This is a genomic window from Lapillicoccus jejuensis, from assembly GCF_006715055.1.
GTDB lineage: Bacteria > Actinomycetota > Actinomycetes > Actinomycetales > Dermatophilaceae > Lapillicoccus > Lapillicoccus jejuensis.
Window position 1 is genome coordinate 2,445,164 of the sequence record NZ_VFMN01000001.1, and the last position, 23,282, is coordinate 2,468,445.

A 23,282-nucleotide genomic window follows, 5' to 3' on the forward strand; every position below is an offset into this window, starting at 1 on the left:
CACAAGCGCCACCCCTTCCTGCGTGGCGGCCGGGTGCGAGGATGCGGGGATGCCGCAGGCCACGCAGGGACCGACCGGCGACGTGCGGCCGCACCCGCTGACGGGCGACCTCTTCCCCTCCCCGGTCCCGCCGGGGACGGGCTGGCCGGGCGACCCGGCGGACGCCGCGACCCCGGTCGCCGCCACCCCCGCGCAGGTACGACGCCTCGCCGCCGCCGCGCCCGACGTCGCGCAGCTCGACGCCCGGATCTCCGTGTGCCGGGCCTGCCCGCGGCTCGTGCAGTGGCGCGAGTCGGTCGCGACGACGGGGCGCCGTGCGTCGTTCGCCGACCAGCCCTACTGGGGCCGTCCGGGCCCGGGCTTCGGCGACCCGGACGAGGAGGCCGTCGAGGTCCTCGTCCTCGGCCTCGCGCCGGCGGCCAACGGCACCAACCGCACGGGCCGGATGTTCACCGGCGACCGCTCCGGCGACTGGCTGTACGCCGCCCTGCACCGCGGGGGGTTCGCCGACCGGCCGACCAGCGTGCACGCCGGCGACGGGCAGCGGCTGCGCGGGATGCGGATCGTCGCGACCGTGCGCTGCGCCCCGCCCGCCAACACGCCGACGACGCTCGAGAAGGAGACCTGCGCCCCGTGGCTCGACCGCGACCTCGAGCTCTCGGCCCCGCGGCTGCGCTCGATGCTCGCGCTCGGCTCGATCGCGTGGGACGCGGCGCTCGGCGCCGCCCGCCGCCGCGGCTGGGAGGTGCCGCGACCCAAGCCGCGGTTCGGGCACGGCGCCGAGGTGGGCCTCGGGACGCCGTACGGCGTCGTGCGGCTGGTCGGAAGCTACCACGTCAGCCAGCAGAACACCTTCACCGGCAAGCTCACCGAGGCGATGCTCGACGATGTCGTCGCGCGGCTGTGAGCTCTCCGGGAGCGCGGTGGCCAAGGGGTGACGCGGCGCCGACCGCCCGGGGTCGGGGCTGCGACTTTCTCACCAACTACCGCGTGTGCCTTGCCAACGGTCGCCGTCGCCCCCCAAGGTGGGGGCCATGTCCATCCGTACCTCGGGGAGCGTCCTGCTGGGCGCCGCCCTCGCCGCCACCGCCCTCACCGCCTGCGGCTCGACCTCCGGCTCGTCCGGGTCGTCGGGCGGGGACAAGACCATCACCGTCGCGGCCAGCGGCGACACCAACGTCCAGCAGCTGTGGCAGCAGCTGCTCATCCCCGACTTCGAGAAGGCCAACCCCGGGACCACGGTCAAGCTGAGCTTCGACCTGCACGGCAACAACGACCAGCAGAACTTCGCCCGCCTCGCCGCGGCCACGCAGCAGAAGAAGGACCCGGGCGTCGACCTCGTCGCGAGCTTCACCGACAAGGCCGCCAGCGCCGGGCTGCTCGCCGACGTCTCCTCGCAGGTGACCAACCTCAAGGACGTGGACCCGCAGATCGTCAAGGCCGGCGGCGCCGGCGCGATCCCGTACCGCGCCTCGTCGGTGCTGCTCGCCTACAACCCCTCCACGGTCATGGACCCGCCCAAGACGCTCGCCGACCTGCTCACCTGGATCAAGGCGCACCCGGGCAAGTTCACCTACAACTCGCCCAAGAGCGGCGGCTCGGGGCAGGCCTTCGTCGTCACCGTCCTCGACAGCCAGACCCCGCAGGCCGACCGCGAGAAGATGACGAGCGGCTACGACAAGTCGCTCGAGAAGGACTGGGACGCGGGCTGGTCGACGCTGTCCGGGCTGAACCAGTACGTGTACCAGAAGGGCGTCTACCCCAACGGCAACAACCAGGTCCTCCAGCTCCTGTCGTCGGGGCAGATCGACATGGCGCCGGTGTGGTCCGACCAGTTCATCTCCGGCCAGGCCGCCGGCACCATCCCCAAGACGGTCAAGGCGCAGCAGATCACCAACCCGTCCTTCACCGGCGGGGCGGCGTACGTCGGCGTGACCAAGGCGTCGAAGAACCAGGAGCTCGCGGCCGAGCTGGCGAACTTCATCCTCACGCCCGACGAGCAGGCGAAGATCGCCGACAAGATCGCCGGCTACCCGGTCATCCCGATCAGCAAGCTGAGCAGCGAGGTGCAGCAGAAGTTCTCCGGCGCCGACGCCAACAACCTGCGCCCGGGGCTGTCCCCGGACCACGCGAGCGACGTCAACGACCTGTGGGACCAGAAGGTCCCGGGGAAGTGACCGAGCAGATGACCGGGAAGTGACCTCCTAGGACATGTCCGCCGAGAACGTCACCGCGGCCGTCGTCCCCGTCCCCGACGGGACGACGGCCGAGCGGCCGAGCCGCCGGCACCGGGCCACCGGCCTGCTGCTGGCCAGCCCGCCGCTGCTGCTCGTCGCCCTCTTCGTGGGCTTCCCGATCGTCGTCGCCGTCGCGTACTCGCTCGGCCACACCGGGGGTCTCAACGCGACCGTCTCCGTCATCGCCAAGGAGCAGGTGACGGTCTCCTCCTGGTGGCAGCAGAGCCTCGGGGCCTACTCCTCGCTCTTCGCCGACGAGAGGTTCCGTCGCGACCTGCTCGTCACGGTGCTCGTCTCGCTCGGGGTCACCGTGCTCGTGCTCGTCCTCGCGTGGGTCATCGCGCTCTACGTGCGGTTGTCGGACTCGTGGGTCTCGCGGGTGCTGTCGGCGCTCGCCGTCGTCCCGATGTTCGTGCCCGTCGTCATCGCCTCGTGGGCCATCCTCACCTTCTACGCCGCAGACGGGTTCCTGCGCTCGGTCGCCGCGACGATGGGGCTGACCGCGCCGGTGTGGGGCTACACGACGACGGCCGTCGTCATCGGCCTGACCTGGACGAGCCTGCCGTTCGCGACGCTCATGGTCGTCTCGGGCGTGCAGGGTGTGCCCGACGCGCTCATCGAGGCGGCCCGGGACGCGGGCGCGTCGCTGCCGCGCGTCGTGCTCAGCGTCATCGCCCCGATGGCGCTGGTGCCGACGGTCATCGCCGGGACGTTCACCGCGATCGGCACGCTGGGCTCGTTCACGGTGCCGTACTTCACCGGCCCGAACGCGCCGAAGATGCTCGGCGTCGACATGTCGGACTACTTCACGTCCTACAACCTGCCCCAGGCGTCGGTCGCCATGGCCGTCGTCGTCTTCGTCGTCGCGGCCGGGTTCGGCGCTGTCTACGTGTGGGCCAACTACCGCAGCGCGGCGAGCACGGGGAGGGTCTGATGGCGACGGTCACGCAGTCCGCGCGGCCGGGCGTCGCGCCCGACGACGCCGTACGGCGTCCTGCCCCGCGGCCGGCGCGCCGCCGCGGCGGGAGGGCCTGGGGCGGGCGGCTGTTCACCGGGTTGCTCGCGGTCGCCCTCGCGCTCTTCATCCTCGGGCCGCTGGTCTGGCTCGGGGTGCACGCCTTCGCGACGAGCTGGACCTACCCGCACCTGCTGCCCGACGGCTGGACGATGCAGTGGTGGTCCGCGGTGTTCGACGACCCCAACCTGTCGGGGTCGGTGGTGCTGTCGCTGGAGTTCGCGGTCGTGACGATGGCCGTGTCGGCGGTGCTCTGCCTGCCGGCGGCGTACGCGTTCGCGCGCTTCGACTTCCCCGGCCGGCGGGTCTTCCTCATCGGGCTCTTCGCGACCAACGCCTTCCCGAAGATGGGGCTGTTCGTCGCGCTGGCGTCGCTGTTCTACACGCTCAACCTCATGTCGACCTTCGTCGGCGTCGTCATCATCCACCTGCTGGGCACGGTGGTCTTCATGACGTGGATCCCGGCCGCGGCCTTCGCGGCCGTGCCGCGCTCGCTCGAGGAGGCGGCCCGCGACGCGGGGGCCGGGCGGTTCACGGTGCTGCGCACGGTGACCCTGCCGCTCGCGCTGCCCGGCATCCTCGTCGCGCTCATCATGAGCTTCCTCGCCTCCTTCGACGAGGCGCAGGGGACCTACCTGGTCGGCAACCCCGACTTCGTCACGATGCCCACCCAGATGTACTCGCTCGTCCTCAACTACCCGCCCCAGGTCGCCGCGGTCTTCTCGATCCTGCTGGCCGTCCCGTCGGCGGTGCTGCTGCTCCTCGTGCGCAAGCACGTCATGGGCGGGCAGCTGGCAGAAGGGTTCCAGATCCGATGACCACCACCCCCGACGCGGCCACCGCGCGCCGTACGGAGCCCTCGACCGTCACCGAGCTCGGGCCGGCGCCCGCCGACGGCGGGCTCGTCCTGCGCGGCGTGCACAAGGTCCTCGGCGGGCGGACCATCGTCGACGCCCTCGACCTCACCGTCGCCAAGGGCGAGCTGGTCTGCCTGCTCGGCCCGAGCGGCTGCGGCAAGACGACGACGCTGCGGATGGTCGCGGGCTTCCTCGACCCCGACGCCGGCTCGGTGACCATCGACGGGCAGGACGTCACGTCGCTGCCGCCGGAGCGGCGGCCGACCGCGATGGTCTTCCAGAACTACGCGCTGTGGCCGCACATGAGCGTCTTCGACAACGTCGCCTTCCCGCTCAAGCTGCGCAAGACGCCGAAGCCCGAGCTGCGCCAGCGGGTCGAGGCGGTGCTCGAGCTCGTAGGGCTCACCCACCACCTGAAGTCCCGCCCCGCGCGGATCTCCGGCGGCGAGCAGCAGCGAGTGGCGCTGGCCCGCGCCCTCGTGCAGGAGCCGCAGGTGCTGCTGCTCGACGAGCCGCTGTCCAACCTCGACGCCAAGCTGCGCGTGCGGGTCCGCGAGGACATCCGCGAGATCCAGCAGCGGCTCGGCATCACGACGGTGATCGTCACCCACGACCAGGACGAGGCGCTGTCGGTGTCCGACCGGGTGGCCGTGATGAACGGCGGGCGGATCGAGCAGTACGCCGCCCCGTCCGAGCTCTACCGCTCGCCGGTCACGACCTTCGTCGGCGGGTTCGTCGGCGCGACCAACACCGTCTCCGGGCGGCTCGAGCCGGCCGGTGGCGGCTGGGTGCTCGACGTGGGCGGGTCGCGGGTGCCGGTGGCGACGACCAACCTCGCGGCTGTCGGACGCGACGACGACACCGTGTCGGTGCGGCCCGAGGACGTCGTGGTGGGCGGTGACGGCGTGCCCGCCGCGGTGGAGCGGGTCATCCCGCGCGGGCACTTCACCGAGGTCGTGCTGCGGCTCGGCTCCGGGGCGGAGGCGGTGCGGGCGTACGTCGACGCCGACGCGGCCCTCGCGGTCGGGGTGGGCTCGAGCGTGCCTGTGCGGTTCCGGCGGGCGCTGGCCTACCGCGACGGCGTGCTCGCGTGACGGCGGCGCAGACGTCCGTGGCGCTGCCGCGCGTCGGGCAGGGTCGGGCGCTGGCCGTCGGTCACCGCGGCGACCCGGTCGCCCACCGGGAGAACACGCTGCCGGCCGTGCGGGCCGCGATCGAGGCCGGCGTCGACCTCGTCGAGGTCGACCTCAAGACGAGCGCCGACGGGGTCAGCGTGCTGCTGCACGACGACCGGCTCACCCGGCTGTGGGAGCTCGACCGCGGCGTGCGCGAGCTGACCGCCGCCGAGCTGGCCGACCTCGGCGGGCCGACCGACCGGCCCGGGGTGGGCGAGGCTCCGTACGTGCCCCGGCTCGAGCAGGCGCTGCGGCTGCTCACCGGGACCTCCTGCGGGATGCTGCTCGACCTCACGTCCGCCGAGTGGGTGCCGGCCGCGCTGGACACGGTCCGGGCCGCGGTGGCCGGCGGCACCGTCCGCCCCGACCAGGTCGCGTGGTGCGGCGGGGTCGACGCGCTGCGGCTCGTGCGCGAGGCTGACGACACCGCGCGCGTGTTCCTCACCTGGGGTGAGGAGCTGCGGACGGGGCTGCCCGACGACGCGCTCGTCGAGGAGCTGCGTCCCGAGTCGTTCAACCCGCACTGGCAGGGCGTCGTCCCTCGGGTCCGCGAGTGGTGCGACGAGCGGGGACTGGGCCTCAGCTGCTGGACCGTCGACGACCGCGAGACGGTCCGCCGGGTCCTCGAGGAGGGGGCCGGGTCCGTGACGTCGAACCGCGTGCCGCAGGTCGTCGCCGAGGTCGCCGCGTGGAACGCCCGATGAGCGCGTCGTCCGTGGACCTCGACGCCGTGCTCGAGGTCGCGCTGGCCTGCGCCGACGACGCGGCCCGGGTGCTGCACGACGTGCCCCGCGGCGAGATCCGCACGAAGAAGCACGCCGCCGACCTCGTCACCGACGTCGACGTCGCGACCGAGCGGACGGTGCGGGCGCGGATCGCCGACGCCTTCCCGGGACACCTCGTCGTGGGAGAGGAGCTCGGCGGCGAGCCCGACCTCGACGGCGACACCCCGACCTGGTGGTGCGACCCGGTCGACGGCACGACCAACCTCGCGTCCGGGCTGCCGTGGACGTCGTTCTCCCTGGCCCTCGCGGTCGGCCGCGAGCCGCTCGTCGGCGTCGTCGCGGACCTGTGGCGCGGCGAGGTGTGGTGGACGAGCGCCGGGGGCGGGGCGTGGCGCCGTACGGACGACGGTGGACGGGAGCGGCTCACCGCCTCGTCCGCGACCGGCCTCGCCGGCCAGGTGCTGCTGACCGAGTGGGCGTCGTACGCGCCGTGGCCGGGGATGCTCGACCTGCTCGCCGCCCTGTGGGAGCGGCACTGCACGAGCCGGGTCATGGGCTCGGGGACGCTCAGCGTCGCGTCGGTCGGCACCGGCCGCGCGGCCGCCGCGGTGATCGGGTCGTTCGGTCCCGAGGACCACCTCGCCGCGCTGCTCATCGGCCTCGAGGCCGGCGCCGTCGTCCGCGACGCAGCGGGTCGGGAGACCCGCTGGCCCGGCCCCGGCCCCTTCTCCGTCGCCGCCCCCGGCGTCGACGCCGACCTCCGGGCCCTGACGACCTCTTGCTTCTGATGTGCCCGAAATCCCTGTCTGAGCACTGAGTTCGGTCACATCCGGAGCACGAAGTCGTCCCTCGGGGGGGGGGGGGGGGGGGGGGGGGGGGGGGTCACCACTCGGCGAGGGAACCGTCGGGCAGGCGCCAGGCGGGCGAGCGCCAGCGGTGGCCGGTCTCCGCGGCCCGACGGACGGCCGACTCGTCGATCTCGATCCCGAGTCCCGGCCCGGTCGGGCGCTCGACGTGGCCGTCGGTGATGGCGAACACGGAGGGGTCGACGACGTAGTCGAGGAGGTCGCCGCCCACGTTGTAGTGGATCCCCCAGCTCATCTCCTGGATGAGGGTGTTCGGCGTGGCGAAGTCGAGCTGCAGGCACGCCGCGAGCGCGATCGGGCCCAGGGGGCAGTGCGGCGCCATGGCCACGCCGTACGCCTCGGCCATCGCCGCGATCCGGCGGCACTCCGAGATACCGCCGGCGTGCGAGAGGTCGGGCTGCGCGACGGCGATGCCCGAGGCCAGCACCTCGCGGAAGTCCCACCGGGAGTAGAGCCGCTCGCCGGTCGCGATGGGGATGGTGGTCGTCGCGCAGATCCGCGCCAGGTCGGCGCTCAGCTCGGGGACGACCGGTTCCTCGACGAACATCGGCCGCAGCGGCTCGAGCAGGCGCACCATCTCGCGGGCGCTGGCCGGGGTGACCCGGCCGTGGAAGTCGACGGCCACGCCGCCGTCGTCGCCCATGACCTCGCGCACCGCGGCGACGCGCTGGAGCATCTCGTCGATCTCGCGCACCGTGGCCAGCTGGCCCAGGCGCCCGGTGGCGTTCATCTTCACCGCGGTGAGCCCCTGCTCGAGCCGCTCCCGCGCCCCCTCGGCGACCTCGCCGGGCTCGTCGCCGGCGATCCACGTGTAGACCCGCTGCCGGTCGCGCACCGGACCGCCGAGCAGCTCGTGGACCGGCGCGTCGCGCACCTTGCCCGCGATGTCCCACAGCGCCTGGTCGACCCCGGCGACGGCGCTGGAGAGGATCGGCCCGCCGCGGTAGAACGCGCCCTTGGTCATCACCTGCCAGTGGTCCTCGATGCGCAGCGGGTCGGTGCCGACGAGGTGGTCGGCCAGCTCGTCGACCGCGGCGGCGACCGTGTGCGCTCGCCCCTCGACCACCGGCTCGCCCCAGCCGACGACCCCCTCGTCGGTCTCGATCTTGAGGAAGCACCATCGCGGCGGCACGAGGAACGTCTCGAGCGAGGTGATCCTCATCGGCCGGCCCCCCGGCCGACGAGGGTGGCGAGCGCGGGCAGCTGCTCGGGCGACTCCAGCGCCGAGCCCACGGCGACCCCGCGCGCACCGGCGTCGAGGAAGGCCCGGGCGTTGTGGCTGTCGATCCCGCCCGTGCAGACCAGCCGCGCCTGCGGGAACGGTCCGGCGATCGCCGCGAGCCACGCGGGCGTGAGCAGCGAGGCGGGGAACGCCTTGAGCCAGGTGTACCCGTGCGCCATCGCGGCCCCCACCTCCGACGGCGTCGCCACCCCGGGCAGGTGCGGCAGGCCCGCGGCCTCGCTCTCGGCGGCGACGGCCGCGTCGAAGCCGGGCGCCACCGTGAACTGCGCCCCGGCGGCCAGTGACCGGGCGACCCGCTCCGACGTCGTCACGGTCCCGGCGCCGATGACGACGTCCCGGCCCGCGGCGGCCTCGACGACGGCGGCGAGGGACTCCACCGCCTCGGGCGACTGCACCGGCACCTCGACGCAGGCGATGCCGAGGTCCCAGGCGGTGCGGGCGAGCTCGACGGAGCGGTCGGCGGTGTACCCGCGCAGGATCGCCATGACGGGCGTGCGGTCGAAGATGGTCGCGAAGTCGACCATGGTGCTCCCTCCGGTGTGGTGCGGTCGGGTCGGGTCAGCGGTGGACGCGTTCGGCGCGGGCGAGCAGGCCGAGCTCGGAACGGCGGGCGGCACCCTCCCAGTCGCCGTGCACCGACACGGCGAACGCCCCGCACTCGACGGCCCGGTCGAGGCACGCCGCGGGGTCGACGCCGTCGAGCAGCCCGCTGAGGAACCCGGCGACGAACGCGTCGCCCGCTCCCACGGGGTCCACCGCGGTCACCGCGAGGGCGGGCCGCTCGATGACGCCGAACGCGCCGTGGACCGAGGCGCCGTCCGCCCCCCGCTTGCGCACGACGACCGACGGCCGCTGCCGGAGCAGGTCGTCCACCGCCGCATGGACGTCGCCGACGTCGCCACCGATGTCGCGCCGGGCGAGCGCGAGGAGCTCGTCGTCCCCACCGAAGACGAGGTCCACGGCGTCGAGCAGGGGGGCGAGCGCGGCGCCGGCCTCCTGAGCGCTCCAGAGCAGCGCGCGGTGGTTGACGTCGAGGCTGACGACGAGACCGGCGGCCCGAGCGGCCCGCACCGCCGTCTCGACGGTCCTCATCGCCGACGCGCTGAGCGCCGGGGTGATCCCCGTGACGTGGAGCAGCCGCGCGCCGGAGAGGTCGGGCACGTCGCCCGGCTGCAGCCGCGACCCGGCCGCCCCGTCGCGGTAGTAGAGCACCGTCAGGGCGTCGGCGGTCCGGTGCTGGCGCACCATGAGGGCCGTCGGCGCGGCCTCGTCGACGACGACCCCCGAGACGTCGACCCCCTCGCCCCGCAGCGTCTCGACGACCATCCGTCCCACGAAGTCGTCCCCGACCCGGCTGACGAACCCGACCGCGTGCCCGAGCCGGGCCAGGCCGATGGCGACGTTGGACTCCGCGCCCGCGAAGCTGAACCGCACTGACGAGCCGGCCCGCAGCGGGGTCGCGGGCTCGCCCATGACGAGGCCGAGCGACTCGCCCAGCGTGATGGCGTCCACGGCGGCGGTCACCAGTCGTGCATGCTGCCGTCGAGGCGGCGGTTGACCGGCAGGTACCTGCGGACGTACGGATACCGTTCCGCCGCCTCGAGATCCACCTCGACGCCCAGCCCCGGCACGTCGTCGTCGACCTCCAGGTGCCCGTCCACGAGCCGGTACGACGTCGTGAAGACCTCCGCCGCCGCGTCGGGGTAGCCCATGAACTCCTGCACCCCGAAGTTGGGGATGGCCACGTCGAGGTGGACGTTGGCCGCCATGCCGATCGGGGAGACGTCGCTCGGCCCGTGGCACCCGGACCGCACCCCGTGGAGGTCGGCGAGGTCGAGGATCCGCCTCATGTGGGTGATGCCGCCGGTGTGCGTCGTCGCGCAGCGGATGTAGTCGATCCACCGGTTGCTGATGAGCTCCTGGCAGTCCCAGATCGAGTTGAACACCTCGCCGACCGCGAGGGGGGTCGTCGTCCCGGCCTTGATCGGGGCGAACGCCCGCTGGTCCTCGGCCGGCGTGACGTCCTCGAGCCAGAACAGCCGCTGCGGCTCGAGCTCCCTGCCCAGCCACGTCGCCTCGGTGGGGCTGAGCCGGTGGTGGCCGTCGTGCAGGAGGGCGAAGCCGAAGCCCAGCTCGTCGCGGACCCGCTTCATGAGCCTCGGCACGAAGTCGAGGTAGAGCGGGGTGCTCCACGCCTCCTCGTCCGGGAGGTCGGTGTGCGCCGGCTCGTAGGCCTCGTCACCGACGTGGACCCCGTACGTCGACGGCAGCCCCGGCACCGAGGCCTGCACCCGCACAGCCGCGTAGCCCTCCTCGAGCCTGCCGGCGACGGAGGCGACGGCGTCCTCGACCGAGTGCCCCGTGGCGTGCGGGTACGTCATCAGCCGCTCCCGCGCGCGGCCCCCCAGCAGCTGGAACACCGGCATGCCGGCGGCCTTGCCCTGCAGGTCCCACAGCGCCTGGTCCACCGCGGAGATCGACGCCATGGTCACCGGCCCGCGGCGCCAGTAGGGGCCGCGGTAGAGGTACTGCCACAGGTCGCCGATGCGGGACGCGTCCTTGCCGAGCAGGAGCGGTGCGACGTGGTCGCGCAGGTAGGACGCGACGGCGAGCTCACGCCCGTTGAGCGTCGCGTCGCCCCACCCGACGAGCCCGTCGGTGGTCCCGAGGCGCAGCGTCACGTAGTTGCGCCCCGGGGAGCAGACGACGACGTCGACGTCCGTGATGGTGCGGGAGCCGTGCCGGGCCCTGGTCGTCCCGAGCGCCGTCATGCGTCGTGCCGCGCCACCGCGCGGGCGACCCGGGCCTCCTCCTGCTCCACGTAGCCGTACATCTCCGGGAGGATGAACTTGGCCGACAGGAAGCCGATGCCCGAGAGGACGGCCACGGCGAGCGTGGCCCAGACCTTGCCCCACGCGTCGGTCATGACGGGGAAGATGAACGCGCCGAAGAACGACGCCGCCTTGACGAACGTGTAGGCGAAGCCGGAGGCGGTGGCCTTGAACCGCGGCGGCGCGACCATCGAGACGATGGTCATGCCGTTGGACGCGTCCCAGTAGTGACCCCACATGAGGATGCAGGCACCGATGACGATGAGCCACTTGATGTCGGCGCCGAGGGCGTAGGCGCCGATGACGAGACCGAGGAACGCGAGCCCGAAGCCCCACATGGCCACGCCGCGGTGACCGATGCGCGGGAGCATGAGCGGGGCGACGAACCCGGAGATCGTGGCGAGCACGTAGATGCCGGCGGTGACGAGGTTCGTCCCGGTGATGTTCGTGTTGCCGACGCTGCCGGTCACGCCGACCCCGGCGGAGACGAGGATGACGGGCAGGTAGAAGCCGAACGCCGTGAACTCGGCTCCCTGGCAGGCGTTGGAGATCCAGCCGAAGATCGTGGCCCGCTTCTTGACCGGGTCGGCGAAGATGACCCGCAGGAAGTCGCCCACCTTGGGCTTCTCCATCGTCACGTCCTCGTCGGGGAGCATGTCCAGCGGGTCGTCGAAGAGCTTCTGCGACGCGGCCTTGGCCTTGACGAACTGGCCGCGCTGCAGCAGCGAGAGCGGCGTCTCCGGCAGGTTGAGCCGGGCGAGCAGGAGGACGAGGGCCGGGATGGCGCCGAGCGCCAGGGCCACGCGCCACAGGATCTCGTGGTCCATGCCGGTGACGTACATGACGGTGATGACGAGGATCGAGAAGACCTCGCCGAGGCCGAACATGAACTGCCAGCGGCTGCCCATGATCTCGCGCTTGCCCTTGGGCATCGACTCCATGATGTAGGCGTAGCCGTTGGAGATGTCGCTGCCGAGCGGGATGCCGATGAGGAAGCGGATGATGATGAGGTCGACGATGTTCTGGGAGAAGCCCTGGGCGACGGCCAGGACGATGAACAGGACCATGGTGAGGATGAACACGCGCTTGCGACCGAGCCGGTCGGCGACGTAGCCGCCGAGCAGGGCGCCGACGAGCGCGCCGCCCTGGACCGCCGCGGTGGCGAGCCCGAGCTCGACGGCCGAGGGGTCGTACTCGGCCTTGATGAAGATGAGGACGAAGGAGATCGCGTAGAGGTCCCAGGCCTCGATGAGGATGGTGGCGATCATCATCCAGCCGCCCCGGTTGCTGGAGGCGGTGCCGTCCTTGTCGAGCAGGACCGCGGTCGCCTCGTCGGACAACCGGCGGATGGTGCCGTGGTCCATGGTCACTCCCTCACGTCGTCGTGGTGGTGGGTCGGTGGTTCTCGGGTGGGCTCGCTACCCGGTCGGGAGCCCCTCAGGCCGTCAGGGCCGGGGTGCTCCTGGCCATCGAGCGGATCAGCGCGGCGGCCGGGTGGCGGCGCAGGTCGGCCAGCAGCTCGCCCACCCGGTCGACGAAGGACGTCCGTGTCGTGAGGTCGTGGCCGAGCAGCGCGGCGTCCACGAGCGCGGCGTGGGCGAGGTCGTGCGGGCCGCGGGCGGCGGCTGCGAGGGAGCGGACCCGGTCACGGACCGGCTCGTGCAGGCCGATGGTGGGGATGGTGACCGCGTCGGCGTCGGCGGTGACCCGCAGCCAGGCGGCCACGAGCAGCGCCAGGTGCTCGGGCACGGACCCTCGGGCGGTGTGCCACGCGACCGCGGCCGGCACCCGCTGGGTCAGCTTGAGCGAGCCGTCGGACCCGACCTGCTCGGTGAGGTGGCGCAGGTCGTGGTTGAGGAACCGCCGGAAGACCTGGGCGCGGTAGGCGGCCGCGTCGAACCCGGCCGGCAGGGGGATGGTCGGCTCCATCTCGTCGCCGAGGGCGCGGTCGGCCAGGGCGCGCAGGTCGGGATCGGCCGCCGCGTCGGCGATCTCGGTCCGCCCGGTCAGGAGGCCGAGGTAGGCGAGCATCGAGTTGGGGGCGTTGAGCAGCCGCAGCTTGACCAGCTCGTAGGCGCCGACCTCGCCGCTGAGGACCGCCCCGGCGGACTCCCAGGCCGGGCGGGGTGCGGTGAAGCCGGAGGCGTCCAGCACCCACATCGAGAACGGCTCGGCCGGCACGGGTACGGCGTCGCTGATCCCGGCCGCGGCCACGGCTCGCCGGGTGGCCTCGGTGGTGCGCGGCACGATCCGGTCGACCATCGTGTCAGGCGTGCCCGCCGCGTCGAGGACCGTGCGGACCGCCGCGCCCTCGCGGGGCGGCAGCAGCGCGGCGTACTGCTCGAGCACCGCGCGCAGGGCGGCGCCGTTGTGCCCGACGTTGTCGCAGCTGACGAGGTCGACCGGGGCGCCGTGGTCGGCACGGGCGAGCAGGCCCGCGGCGAGCAGGCCGACGGCGGTGGTCGGCGGGGCCTCGAGCGTCGCGTCGCGGCGGATGCCCGGGTCGGTGAGGTCGAGGTCGTGGCCGCCGGGGCGGAAGGCGTACCCCTTCTCGGTGACCGTGAGGGTGACCGTCGTCGTCGCCTCGTCCGCGAGGGCGGCCACGACGGCGACCGGCTGGTCGGCGGCGAGGAGCACCTCGTCGACGACCTCGACGGTGAGCGGCGCCGCGGCGTCGGGGCCCACCTCGAGGACGGTGTAGCGCCCGCGCTGGGCACGCAGGGCGGCGACGAGCTCGCGGTTGCGCAGGCTCACCCCGGTGATGCGCCGGTCGCTCCCGGTGACGCGGTTGGCCGCCTGGGTGTAGACGGCCTGGTGGGCCCGGTGGAAGCTGCCCAGGCCGAGGTGCACGACGCGGCTCACGTCACCTCCTCGCCACGGTCGGGGTGCGTTCCGGTTGACGGAACGTCATTCAGTCAGGTGAAATCTCGGGAACAGTAGGCCTCGACGACTCGTTGCGCAAGGGCGCACGGGCAGGGACGGTGCCCGGCATGGACAGGAGGCGTCGTGACCGACACCGGGACGGCGTCCGGGCACAAGCTGCTCGGCCTGCTCGAGGCCCTCGGCGCGGTGGAGCGGCCGCAGCGCCTCGGCGAGCTGGCCGAGCGGACCGGGCTGACCAAGCCGACGGTCCACCGGCTGCTCGGCGTGCTCGCCGACTCGGGGTGGGCGGTGCAGCGCGACGGCGGCTTCTACGAGCTGGGACCGCGCGCCCGAGCGCTCGGCCACGCCGACGCCGAGTGGGGCGACGGCGTCGAGAGCGCCATCCACCAGCTGGCCACGGCGACGAACCAGACCGTCCACGTCGCGGTGCTCGCCGACGGGGAGGTGCTCTACACCCACAAGGCCACCGCGCCCCAGGCCTTCATCATGCGCTCGCGGGTCGGCTCCCGGATGCCCGCGCACTCGACCGCCGTCGGCAAGGCCATGCTCGCCACGCTCCCCGAGCCGCGCCTCGTGGCCCTGCTCACGGCCCGGGGCCTGCCGGCGCGGACGCCCGCGACGCACACCGACGTGGACGAGCTGCTGGCCGAGCTGGCCACGGTGCGGGAGTGCGGCTACGCCCTCGACCGCGAGGAGAACGAGGTCAACGTCCGGTGCATGGCCGTCCCGATCCGGTTGGGGGACAACGGGATCGCCGGCGTGAGCATCTCGACCATCACGTTCCTCACCCCGGAGGCCGAGCTGCTGGGCCTGCTGCCCAGCCTGCGCGACACGGCGGCCCGCGTCGTCGCCGCCCTGTCCTGAGCCTCGGCCCGGCCGGGATGCGGCCGGGATGCGGGCCGGGATCAGGACAGCTCGAGGACGACCTTCGAGGACCGGCCCGGGTCGAGGGCGACGTCCATCGCCCGCGCCACGTCGGCGAGCGGGAAGGTGTGGGTCACGACGTGACCGAAGCGGTCGTCGGTGGCCAGCAGGTGCAGCGCCTCGTCGATCTCGTCGGTGAACCGGAAGGCGCCCCGCAGCGTGATCTCCCGCGACACGAGGGCCCCGAGCGCCACCGACAGGTCCCCGCCCGGCAGGCTGCCCACCTGCACCACCGTGCCGCCGCGCACCACGGACGCGATCGCCGTGCTCAGCCCGCGGGGCGACCCCGACGCCTCGACCGCGACGTCGTGGGCCAGCTCCGGCACCGGCTCGCGGTCGACGCGGACGGTCCTCGTCGCCCCGACGAGGTGGGCGACCTCCAGGGCCTTGTCCTGCAGGTCGGTCGCGGTGACCTCGGCGGCCCCCCGCGCCGCGGCGGCCGCGACGACGAGGGCGCCGATCGGACCGGCCCCGGTGACGAGCACGCGCCGGCCCCGCACGTCCCCCGCCCGGTCGAGCGCGTGCAGGGCGACCCCGAGCGGCTCGGCGAGCACGGCCCGGTCGAGCTCGAGCCCCTGCGGCAGCGGGCGGAGCTGGTCGAGCCGGACGACCGTGTGCTCGGCGAAGCCGCCCTGGGTCTGCGGGTCGCTGGCGGCGGAGCCGAGGTAGCGGGCGTTGCGGCACGTGTTGGGGTGGCCGGCGAGGCACTCGGGGCAGCGGTGGTCGGCATAGGCCGGGTGGATGGCGACCTTCGTGCCGGGGGCGTGCCGGCCGCTCGGGTCGAGGTCGACGGTGCCGACGACCTCGTGACCGAGCACGAGCGGCCCCTGCAGGACGAAGCTGCCCACCCGACCGTCGAGGTAGTAGTGCAGGTCCGAGCCGCAGATGCCGCCGTGCGTCATGCGCACGCGCACCTCGCCCTCGCCCGGGTCGGGGACGGGGCGCTCCTCGACGCGCAGGTCACGGGCGGCGTGGACGACGACGGCCTTCATGGGCGGCCATTCTGCACCCGGGCCCGGACGGCGGTCGGGGCGCTCAGGAGTGGTCGTAGGCGGCGAGCAGGCGGTCGGCGGCGACGGTGGCGGGGAGCTCACCGGCGAGGACGGCACGCCGCACGTCGTCCTGCACGGCGCGGACGCCGGGGGAGTGGCGCAGCCGCTGGTCGAGCTCGTCCCGGACGAGGGCCCAGGTGAAGTCGAGCTGCTGGCCGGCGCGCTTGGCCGCGAGGCCGTCCTCGCCGAGGTGGTCGCGGTGGCGCAGCACCTGCGCCCACACCTCGTCGACACCGCGGTCGTGCAGCGCCGAGCAGGTGACGACCGACGGCACCCACTCGTCCTTGCCGCGGACCAGCCGCAGGGCGCCGTACAGCTCGCGCGCGGCGCCCTTGGCCGTGGTCTCCTGGTCGCCGTCGGCCTTGTTGACCGCGACGACGTCGGCGATCTCGAGGATCCCCTTCTTGATGCCCTGGAGCTGGTCACCGGTGCGGGCCAGGGTGAGGAAGAGGAAGGTGTCGACCATGCCGGCGACGGTGATCTCGCTCTGCCCGACGCCGACGGTCTCGACGAGCACGACGTCGTACGACGCCGCCTCGAGGACCGTCATCGCCTGGACGGTGGCCCGGGCGACCCCGCCGAGGGTGCCGGCCGCCGGCGACGGGCGCACGTACGCGTCCGGGTCGGCCGCGAGCCGCGCCATCCGGGTCTTGTCGCCGAGCACGGACCCGCCGGTGCGCACCGAGGACGGGTCGACGGCGAGCACCCCGACCCGGTGGCCGTCGGCGGTGAGCCGGGTCCCGAGCGCCTCGACGAAGGTCGACTTGCCGACCCCGGGCACACCCGACACCCCGACCCGCACCGCCCGCGACCGCACGCCGGCCAAGGGCCGCGAATCGGATTCGGGGCGCTCGGCTCCCGTCGTGACCCGAGCCGAGTGGCCCGAATCCGAGTCGGCCGAGCCACTCGAATCGGAGTCGATGAGCTCGGCTCCCGTCGTGCCCCGAGCCGAGCGGACCGAATCCGATTCGCGGTCGTCGACCAGGGCCGTCAGGAGCTCGCGCGCGGCCGCGCGGTGCGCGGGACGGCGCGACTCGACGAGGGTGATGGCGCGCGAGACGTCGGCGCGGCGGCCGGCGCGGACGCCCTCGAGGAGGGCGTCGACGTCGACGGCCCGCCCGCCGGACGACCCGCCGGAAGCGCTCAGTGGCCCAGCTGCTCGCGCAGCCGCGCCAGCAGGTCGAGGGCGGACTCGGCGATGACCGTGCCGGGCAGGAAGACCGCCGCGGCGCCCATCTCCTTGAGCCGGGGGACGTCATCGGGCGGGATGACGCCGCCGATGACGACCATGATGTCGCCGCGGCCCTGCCCGGCCAGCGCCTCGCGCAGCGCCGGCAGCAGCGCGAGGTGGCCCGCGGCGAGCGAGCTGACCCCGACGATGTGCACGTCGTTGTCGACCGCCTGCTGCGCGACTTCCTCGGGCGTGGAGAACAGCGGGCCCACGTCGACGTCGAACCCCATGTCGGCGAAGGCGGAGACGATGACCTTCTGCCCGCGGTCGTGGCCGTCCTGGCCCATCTTCGCGACGAGGATGCGCGGGCGCCGGCCCTCCGCCTCCTCGAACTCGGCCGTCGCCTCGAGCACCTGCGGGACGAGACCGCCACCCCCGCCGGTCGACTCGTCGCGGTACACGCCGCTGATCGTACGGATCGTCGCCTGGTAGCGGCCGTAGACCTTCTCCAGCGCCTCGCTGATCTCGCCGACCGTCGCCTTCGCGCGCGCCGCGTCGACGGCGAGCGCGAGCAGGTTGCCATCGAGCCCCGACCCGCCGCCGGTCTCCGCCGAGCGGGTGAGCGCCTCGAGGGAACGCCGTACGGCGTCGTCGTCGCGCTCCGCGCGCAGCCGCTCCAGCTTGGCGATCTGCTGCCGGTAGACCGCGTCGTTGTCGACGCGCAGGACGTCGAGCTGGTCCTCGGCGGCGAGCCGGTAGGTGTTGACGCCGATGACCTTCTGCAACCCCGCGTCGATCCGCGCCTGGGTGCGGGCGGCGGCCTCCTCGATGCGCATCTTGGGGATGCCCTGCTCGATCGCGGCCGCCATCCCGCCGGCCTGCTCGGCCTCCTGGATGTGCGCCCACGCCTTCTCGGCCAGGTCGTGGGTGAGCCGCTCGACGTAGTACGAGCCCGCCCACGGGTCGATGGTGTGCGTCGTCCCGGACTCCTGCTGCAGCAGCAGCTGGGTGTTGCGGGCGATCCGCGCGGAGAAGTCGGTCGGCAGCGCGATGGCCTCGTCGAGCGCATTGGTGTGCAGGCTCTGGGTGTGGCCCTGCGTCGCGGCCATCGCCTCGAGGCAGGTGCGAGCGACGTTGTTGAACGGGTCCTGCGCGGCGAGCGACCAGCCGGAGGTCTGGCTGTGCGTGCGCAGGCTGAGCGACTTAGGGTTCTGCGGGTCGAACTGGCGCACCAGCCGCGCCCACAGCGCCCGGGCCGCGCGGAGCTTGGCGACCTCCATGAAGACGTTCATCCCGATGGCCCAGAAGAACGACAGCCGCGGCGCGAACTGGTCGATGGTCAGCCCGGTCGCGAGCCCGGCGCGGACGTACTCGACGCCGTCGGCGAGCGTGTAGGCCAGCTCGAGGTCGGCCGTCGCCCCGGCCTCCTGCATGTGGTAGCCGGAGATGGAGATCGAGTTGAAGCGCGGCATCCGCGCGGACGTGAACCCGAAGATGTCGGAGATGATCCGCATCGACGGCGCCGGCGGGTAGATGTAGGTGTTGCGGACCATGAACTCCTTGAGGATGTCGTTCTGGATGGTCCCCGACAGCTGCTCAGGGCTCACCCCCTGCTCCTCGGCCGCGGCGACGTAGAGCGCGAGGACGGGCAGCACCGCGCCGTTCATCGTCATCGACACCGACATCTTGTCCAGCGGGATCCCGTCGAACAGCGTCCGCGCGTCGAGGATCGAGTCGATCGCGACCCCCGCCATCCCGACGTCGCCGCGCACCCGCGGGTGGTCGGAGTCGTAGCCGCGGTGGGTCGCGAGGTCGAAGGCGACCGACAGCCCCTTCTGCCCGGCCGCGAGGTTGCGCCGGTAGAACGCGTTCGACTCCTCGGCCGTCGAGAACCCGGCGTACTGCCGGATCGTCCACGGCTGCGTCGTGTACATCGTCGGGTAGGGCCCGCGCAGGAACGGCGCGAGACCCGGCCACGTGTCGAGCGCGTCGAGACCCTCGAGGTGCTCCGGCCCGTAGACCGGCAGCACGTCGATGCCCTCCGGGGAGAGCCACGGCTGCCCGTACGACGCCGCGGATCTGCTTGTCGCCGTAGGTTGCCCGCCCTCCAGGGGCAGATCGGCGAAGCTGCTCGGGATGCTCATGCTCGCGCCTCCTCGCGCGTGTGGACCGGTCGCTCGTCGCCTGGTCGGTCGTCGCCCAGCTTCTCGCGCGTGCGGCTCAGGAAGGCGAGCGCGTCCACGCCCATCGCGCAGGAGTCGTCGGCCCACCCGGCGGGCTTGCCGGCGACGACGACCCAGCGAGCGCCCTTGTCGCGCAACGCCCGCGCGGCATCGGCGCCCCACTGCGCGTAGGCGTCGTCGGTGCCGGCGACGAGCACGACGGGCTGACCGCCGTACGCCGCCGCGACCTCCCCGGCGTCGGCGGTCGCCCCGGCGACGTCGACGCCGATCCCGCCGGCGGCGAGCAGGTTGCTGGCGAAGGTCGCCCGCGCGGTGTGCTGCGCGACAGGGCCGAGGGTGGCGAGGAAGACGGTCGCCGACGGCGGGTCGTCGCGCAGGGCCTCGTACGGCGCCCCGTACCGCCGGACCGGTGGGGCGAGCCGGTCGGGGGAGCGGGTCGGGCGGCGCTCGGCCAGGTCGGGGAACTCGCTGAGCCCGGTGACCGGGCGGCGACGGGTGGCGACGAGCCGGTCGCGCGCGGCGACGGAGTCGTCGACGCGGGCGAGCAGCGAGCCATCGTCGAGCGCGGCGAGCACCCCGCCCGCGGCCTCGATGCGCTGCAGCTCGGCCCAGCCGGCGCGGGCGAGGTCGTCGGTCAGCCGCTCGACGGCGTACGCGCCGCCGGCCGGGTCGGCGACCGCACCGACGTGCGACTCGTCGAGCAGCAGCGCCGACTGGTTGCGCGCCATCCGGCGCGAGAACGCGTCGGCGCGGCCGATCGGCTCGTCGTACGGCAGGACGGTGACGGCGTCGGCGCCGCCGACGCCGGCCGCGAACGCCGCGACCGTCGTGCGCAGGAGGTTGACGTGGACGTCGTACGCGCTGAGCATCGGCCGGCTCGTCACGGCGTGCTGCCGCTGCGGCGCCGGTGCGGCGCCGCAGTGCTCGAGCACCCGCGCCCAGAGGCGGCGGGCGGCGCGCAGCAGCGCGATGGTGGGGAACTGCTCGTCCGTGGCGGCGTAGCGGAAGGACAGCAGGCGCCCCGCGTCGTCGAGCCCGACCTCGGCCTCGAGCGCGCGCAGGTAGGCCAGGCCGACGGCGAGCGAGTAGCCCAGCTCCTGGGCCTGCGTCGCTCCGCGGTCGTGCAGCGCGGTCGCGTCGACGATGGCCGCCTCGACGCCGGCGTCGCGGGCGAGCCGGGCGATCTCGACGAGCGCGTCGAGGGAGACGTCGACACCACGCACCCGCGCGGCGACCGGGTCGGCGCCGAGGCTCGTGCCCGCCGCGGCGGTCACCCCGGTCGCGCGCAGGTGGTCTACGAACGCGCGCGCCGTGTCGAGCGCCGACCCCGGCGCGTCGAGGACGACGGGCGCGACGTCGAGCAGCACCCCGTCGAGGAGCGCGGGCAGGTCCGTGTCCGGCGCGACCCGCAGCCACAGCGAAGTGACCCCGCCCTCGAGGTCGGCGAGCGCCTCCTCGCGGGCGGCGGCCGGGGCGACGTCGTCGCCGACGCTGAGCAGCGCGCGGACGTCCCAGGCGCCGACCCGCTGCGGGCGGCCGCCGGTCACGAGGCCGTCGAGGTCGTCGGGGGTGCCGAGCGGGGTGACGGTCAGGCCGTCGAGGGTGCGGCGGGCGAGCTTCTCCCAGACCAGCGCGTCGGCGTCGTCGTCCGTGAGCCGGCCGGCCTTGCGCAGCACCCCGGCGGCGGCGTGCTCCCACTGCTCGCGGGTGGCGGTGGCGCCGTCGGCGAGGGCCAGGCTGCCCTGGGCCGGCTCGAGGTCGGCGCGCTCGTCGAGCCCGCCCCGCACCTCCTCGGCCACCGGCTCGGCCGCGTCGCCGTCGTTCTCGCTCATGCCCCCGACTGTATTGAGGCCGGGACCCGCTCGACACCTCGCCGGGTGTCGGACACGTCACCCGGCCGCGTCGCGCGCCTCGCTACCCTCGCGACCGTGAGCCTCGTCGCCGTCACCGTCCTCGGGACCGACCGTCCCGGCATCGTCGCCGACCTCACGTCGGCCCTCGCCGCGACGGGTGCGAACCTCGAGGACTCGACGATGACGCTGCTGCGCGGCCACTTCGCGATGGTCGTCCTCGTGCGGGCCGACACCGACCCCGACGCCCTGGCCGACGCGCTCGCGCCGCTCGCCGCCGACGGCGCGCTCGCGGTCGACGTGCGCGCCCTCCCCGAGGGCCACGGGTCCGGTGCCGACGGGGCGTCGTACACCCTCAAGGTGCACGGGGCCGACCGCCCGGGCATCGTCGCCGCGCTCACCCGCGTCGTCGCCGACCACGGCGGCAACGTCGTCGACCTCGGCACGCGCCTGTCGCGCGGGCTCTACGTCCTCACCGCCGAGCTCGTCCTGCCCGCCGGGGTCACGCCCGCGCGGCTCGAGGAGGACCTGCACGCCGCCGCCCGCGCGGTCGGCGTCGACGTGCACCTCGACCCGATCGACGACGACCTGCTGTGACCGACACCGCTGCTCCCGGCCCCGCCTGGCGGATGCCGGACCTCCCGCCCGGGCACGTACGGCGCGTCGTCGAAGCACCGGACCCGGTCCTCTCGACGCCGGGCGCCGACGTCGACCCCGCCGACCCCGAGGTCGTGCAGCTGGCCGCCGACCTGCTCGCCACCCAGGCCGTCTCGCCCGGCTGCGTCGGCCTCGCCGCCCAGCAGGTCGGGGTCGCCGTACGACTGTTCTCGGTCGACGTCACCGGCCACGCGAAGACGAAGGTCTGCCACGGCGCGTTCGTCCTCGCCAACGCCGAGGTGGTCTCGGCGACCCGCAGGGAGAAGGGCCGCGAGGGCTGCATGTCGGTGCCCGACCTCACCGGCGACGTCGCCCGCGCCCGCCGGCTGACCGTCCGCGGCCAGCTGCCGGTCACGGGGGAGTGGGTCGAGGTCGTCACCGACGCCTTCGAGGCCGTCGCGCTCCAGCACGAGGTCGACCACACCGACGGCCTGCTCTTCCTCGACCGGGTCGCCGGCCCGTCCGCCGTGCACCCGCGCCGCACCTACCTCTGACCTCGCCACCACCTAGGCTGACCCCGCCCCCGTAGCCCAACCGGCAGAGGCAGGCGACTTAAAATCGCTGGGTTGCGAGTTCGAGTCTCGTCGGGGGCACCCAGCCCGTACGGCGCCCGGTCCGCCCCCACGTGAGACCATCGACGAGAGCCGACACGGCTCACCCGGACGAGGGAGCCGTACCCGGAACGCGACAAGACGGCCACGAGGAGTGGTTGTCGTGTCGTGGTTGGTGCTCGTCGTCTCTGGCGTCCTGGAGTCCGTGTGGGCCGTGGCCCTGAGCAGGACGCAGGGCTTCTCCCGCCCCGTCCCGACGGCGATCTTCGCCACCGCGCTGGTCGCCAGCATGGGCGGCCTCGCGTTCGCGCTCCGCAGCCTGCCGGTCGGGACGGCGTACGCCGTCTGGGTCGGCATCGGAGCCGGGCTCACCGTCACCTACGGCATGGTCACCGGCGCCGAGACGGTCAGCGTGCTCAAGGTGGCGCTGATCGTCGGCCTCGTCGGCTGCGTCGTCGGCCTCAAGCTCGCGCACTGATCGCACCCCTAGGGTGACGGCCATGCCGCTCCTGTCCTTCGGTGACCACCAGCCCCGCGTCGACCCGACCGCCTGGGTCGCCGGCAGCGCCGAGCTCGTCGGAGACGTGACGCTGCACGCCGACTCCAGCGTCTGGTACCAGTCCGTCCTGCGCGCCGAGCTCGCGCCGATCACGCTCGGCGCGGGCAGCAACCTCCAGGACGGGTGCGTCGTGCACACCGACGAGGACTTCCCGACGACGATCGGTGCCCGCGTCAGCGTCGGCCACCGCGCCGTCCTGCACGGCTGCACGATCGGCGACGGCGCGCTCGTCGGGATGGGCGCGGTCGTCCTCAACGGCGCGGTCGTCGGCGAGGAGTGCCTCGTCGCCGCCGGGGCCGTCGTCCCGGAGGGCATGGTCGTCCCGCCGCGGACGCTCGTCGCCGGCGTGCCGGCCAAGGTCCGCCGCGAGCTCGACGACGCCTCCCTGCTGCGGGTGCGGGCCAACTCGGTCATCTACGTCGAGCTCGCGCAGCAGCACCGCGACACCGCCCGCCCGGTGCCCGCCGACGGTTCCTGAGAGCGAACCTGGGAAGATCCTGACA

Annotated in this window: 22 protein-coding genes, 1 tRNA gene and 1 riboswitch; of the genes, 13 read left to right on the plus strand and 10 right to left on the minus strand. The window is 73.9% G+C overall.

Annotation, left to right across the window (positions count from 1 at the left end):
• Window positions 1–49 precede the first annotated feature (49 nt).
• From FB458_RS11530 to FB458_RS11560, 7 genes are all read left to right on the plus strand, one after another.
• On the plus strand, window positions 50–907 hold the full coding sequence (locus FB458_RS11530) for a uracil-DNA glycosylase (protein WP_141848617.1): 858 nt from the start codon (window positions 50–52) through the stop codon (window positions 905–907).
• Window positions 908–1,034: 127 nt separating this feature from the next.
• Window positions 1,035–2,177, plus strand: a complete 1,143-nt coding sequence (locus FB458_RS11535) for an extracellular solute-binding protein (RefSeq protein WP_141848618.1) — start codon at window positions 1,035–1,037, stop codon at window positions 2,175–2,177.
• A 34-nt stretch (window positions 2,178–2,211) separates the two neighbouring features.
• The gene (locus FB458_RS11540) at window positions 2,212–3,171 is read left to right on the plus strand and encodes an ABC transporter permease (protein WP_141848619.1); all 960 of its coding nucleotides are present in this window, start codon (window positions 2,212–2,214) and stop codon (window positions 3,169–3,171) included.
• Window positions 3,171–4,070, plus strand: coding sequence for an ABC transporter permease (locus FB458_RS11545; RefSeq protein WP_141848620.1), 900 nt, complete (start codon window positions 3,171–3,173; stop codon window positions 4,068–4,070). The genes FB458_RS11540 and FB458_RS11545 overlap by 1 nt, the downstream gene beginning before the upstream one ends.
• Window positions 4,067–5,203, plus strand: coding sequence for an ABC transporter ATP-binding protein (locus FB458_RS11550; protein ID WP_141848621.1), 1,137 nt, complete (start codon window positions 4,067–4,069; stop codon window positions 5,201–5,203). Before FB458_RS11545 ends, FB458_RS11550 begins: the two co-directional genes overlap by 4 nt.
• Window positions 5,200–5,988, plus strand: a complete 789-nt coding sequence (locus FB458_RS11555; RefSeq protein WP_141848622.1) for a glycerophosphodiester phosphodiesterase — start codon at window positions 5,200–5,202, stop codon at window positions 5,986–5,988. The genes FB458_RS11550 and FB458_RS11555 overlap by 4 nt, the downstream gene beginning before the upstream one ends.
• Window positions 5,985–6,797 carry an inositol monophosphatase family protein gene (locus FB458_RS11560; RefSeq protein WP_141848623.1) on the plus strand — a complete coding sequence of 271 codons (813 nt, stop codon included), beginning with the start codon at window positions 5,985–5,987 and terminating at the stop codon, window positions 6,795–6,797. Before FB458_RS11555 ends, FB458_RS11560 begins: the two co-directional genes overlap by 4 nt.
• 94 nt (window positions 6,798–6,891) lie before the next feature.
• On the opposite strand, the gene dgoD is transcribed toward FB458_RS11560, so the two are convergent.
• From dgoD to FB458_RS11590, 6 genes are all read right to left on the minus strand, one after another.
• Window positions 6,892–8,037 (minus strand): galactonate dehydratase, encoded by a 1,146-nt coding sequence (gene dgoD, locus FB458_RS11565; RefSeq protein ID WP_141848624.1) that lies wholly within the window; start codon window positions 8,035–8,037, stop codon window positions 6,892–6,894.
• Window positions 8,034–8,642 (minus strand): bifunctional 4-hydroxy-2-oxoglutarate aldolase/2-dehydro-3-deoxy-phosphogluconate aldolase, encoded by a 609-nt coding sequence (locus tag FB458_RS11570; RefSeq protein ID WP_141848625.1) that lies wholly within the window; start codon window positions 8,640–8,642, stop codon window positions 8,034–8,036. Before FB458_RS11570 ends, dgoD begins: the two co-directional genes overlap by 4 nt.
• A 34-nt stretch (window positions 8,643–8,676) precedes the next feature.
• The gene (locus FB458_RS11575) at window positions 8,677–9,642 is read right to left on the minus strand and encodes a sugar kinase (RefSeq protein WP_246061174.1); all 966 of its coding nucleotides are present in this window, start codon (window positions 9,640–9,642) and stop codon (window positions 8,677–8,679) included.
• The gene (gene manD / locus FB458_RS11580; RefSeq protein WP_141848626.1) at window positions 9,639–10,889 is read right to left on the minus strand and encodes a D-mannonate dehydratase ManD; all 1,251 of its coding nucleotides are present in this window, start codon (window positions 10,887–10,889) and stop codon (window positions 9,639–9,641) included. The genes FB458_RS11575 and manD overlap by 4 nt, the downstream gene beginning before the upstream one ends.
• Window positions 10,886–12,313 carry an MFS transporter gene (locus FB458_RS11585; protein WP_141848627.1) on the minus strand — a complete coding sequence of 476 codons (1,428 nt, stop codon included), beginning with the start codon at window positions 12,311–12,313 and terminating at the stop codon, window positions 10,886–10,888. Before FB458_RS11585 ends, manD begins: the two co-directional genes overlap by 4 nt.
• A gap of 73 nt (window positions 12,314–12,386) precedes the next feature.
• On the minus strand, window positions 12,387–13,811 hold the full coding sequence (locus tag FB458_RS11590; protein ID WP_141848628.1) for a mannitol dehydrogenase family protein: 1,425 nt from the start codon (window positions 13,809–13,811) through the stop codon (window positions 12,387–12,389).
• A 144-nt stretch (window positions 13,812–13,955) separates the two neighbouring features.
• Between FB458_RS11590 and FB458_RS11595 the strand changes: the two genes are divergently transcribed.
• Entirely contained in the window at window positions 13,956–14,696 is a 741-nt protein-coding gene (locus FB458_RS11595; RefSeq protein WP_141848629.1) for an IclR family transcriptional regulator, read from the plus strand.
• Between the two features lie 41 nt (window positions 14,697–14,737).
• On the opposite strand, the gene FB458_RS11600 is transcribed toward FB458_RS11595, so the two are convergent.
• The 4 genes from FB458_RS11600 to FB458_RS11620 all read right to left on the minus strand — a co-directional run bounded on the left by FB458_RS11600 (window position 14,738) and on the right by FB458_RS11620 (window position 20,994).
• Window positions 14,738–15,748 (minus strand): L-idonate 5-dehydrogenase, encoded by a 1,011-nt coding sequence (locus FB458_RS11600; protein ID WP_141848630.1) that lies wholly within the window; start codon window positions 15,746–15,748, stop codon window positions 14,738–14,740.
• 43 nt (window positions 15,749–15,791) lie between these two features.
• On the minus strand, window positions 15,792–16,625 hold the full coding sequence (meaB, locus tag FB458_RS11605) for a methylmalonyl Co-A mutase-associated GTPase MeaB (RefSeq protein ID WP_342778052.1): 834 nt from the start codon (window positions 16,623–16,625) through the stop codon (window positions 15,792–15,794).
• 326 nt (window positions 16,626–16,951) lie between these two features.
• Complete coding sequence (gene scpA / locus FB458_RS11615; protein ID WP_141848632.1) at window positions 16,952–19,123, minus strand: methylmalonyl-CoA mutase; 2,172 nt, start codon at window positions 19,121–19,123, stop codon at window positions 16,952–16,954.
• Window positions 19,120–20,994 (minus strand): methylmalonyl-CoA mutase family protein, encoded by a 1,875-nt coding sequence (locus FB458_RS11620; protein ID WP_141848633.1) that lies wholly within the window; start codon window positions 20,992–20,994, stop codon window positions 19,120–19,122. The genes scpA and FB458_RS11620 overlap by 4 nt, the downstream gene beginning before the upstream one ends.
• Before the next feature lie 96 nt (window positions 20,995–21,090).
• On the opposite strand from FB458_RS11620, the gene FB458_RS11625 reads away from it, so the two are divergent.
• The 5 genes from FB458_RS11625 to FB458_RS11645 all read left to right on the plus strand — a co-directional run bounded on the left by FB458_RS11625 (window position 21,091) and on the right by FB458_RS11645 (window position 23,257).
• The gene (locus FB458_RS11625; RefSeq protein WP_141848634.1) at window positions 21,091–21,609 is read left to right on the plus strand and encodes a glycine cleavage system transcriptional repressor; all 519 of its coding nucleotides are present in this window, start codon (window positions 21,091–21,093) and stop codon (window positions 21,607–21,609) included.
• Window positions 21,606–22,163, plus strand: coding sequence for a peptide deformylase (locus FB458_RS11630; RefSeq protein ID WP_211356016.1), 558 nt, complete (start codon window positions 21,606–21,608; stop codon window positions 22,161–22,163). Before FB458_RS11625 ends, FB458_RS11630 begins: the two co-directional genes overlap by 4 nt.
• A 25-nt stretch (window positions 22,164–22,188) precedes the next feature.
• A tRNA-Leu gene (locus FB458_RS11635) sits at window positions 22,189–22,262 on the plus strand.
• Between the two features lie 43 nt (window positions 22,263–22,305).
• Window positions 22,306–22,370: riboswitch (guanidine-III (ykkC-III) riboswitch) on the plus strand.
• Between the two features lie 13 nt (window positions 22,371–22,383).
• Window positions 22,384–22,698 (plus strand): DMT family transporter, encoded by a 315-nt coding sequence (locus FB458_RS11640; RefSeq protein WP_141848635.1) that lies wholly within the window; start codon window positions 22,384–22,386, stop codon window positions 22,696–22,698.
• A 22-nt stretch (window positions 22,699–22,720) separates the two neighbouring features.
• Window positions 22,721–23,257, plus strand: coding sequence for a gamma carbonic anhydrase family protein (locus tag FB458_RS11645; protein WP_141848636.1), 537 nt, complete (start codon window positions 22,721–22,723; stop codon window positions 23,255–23,257).
• Window positions 23,258–23,282: the final 25 nt, after the last annotated feature.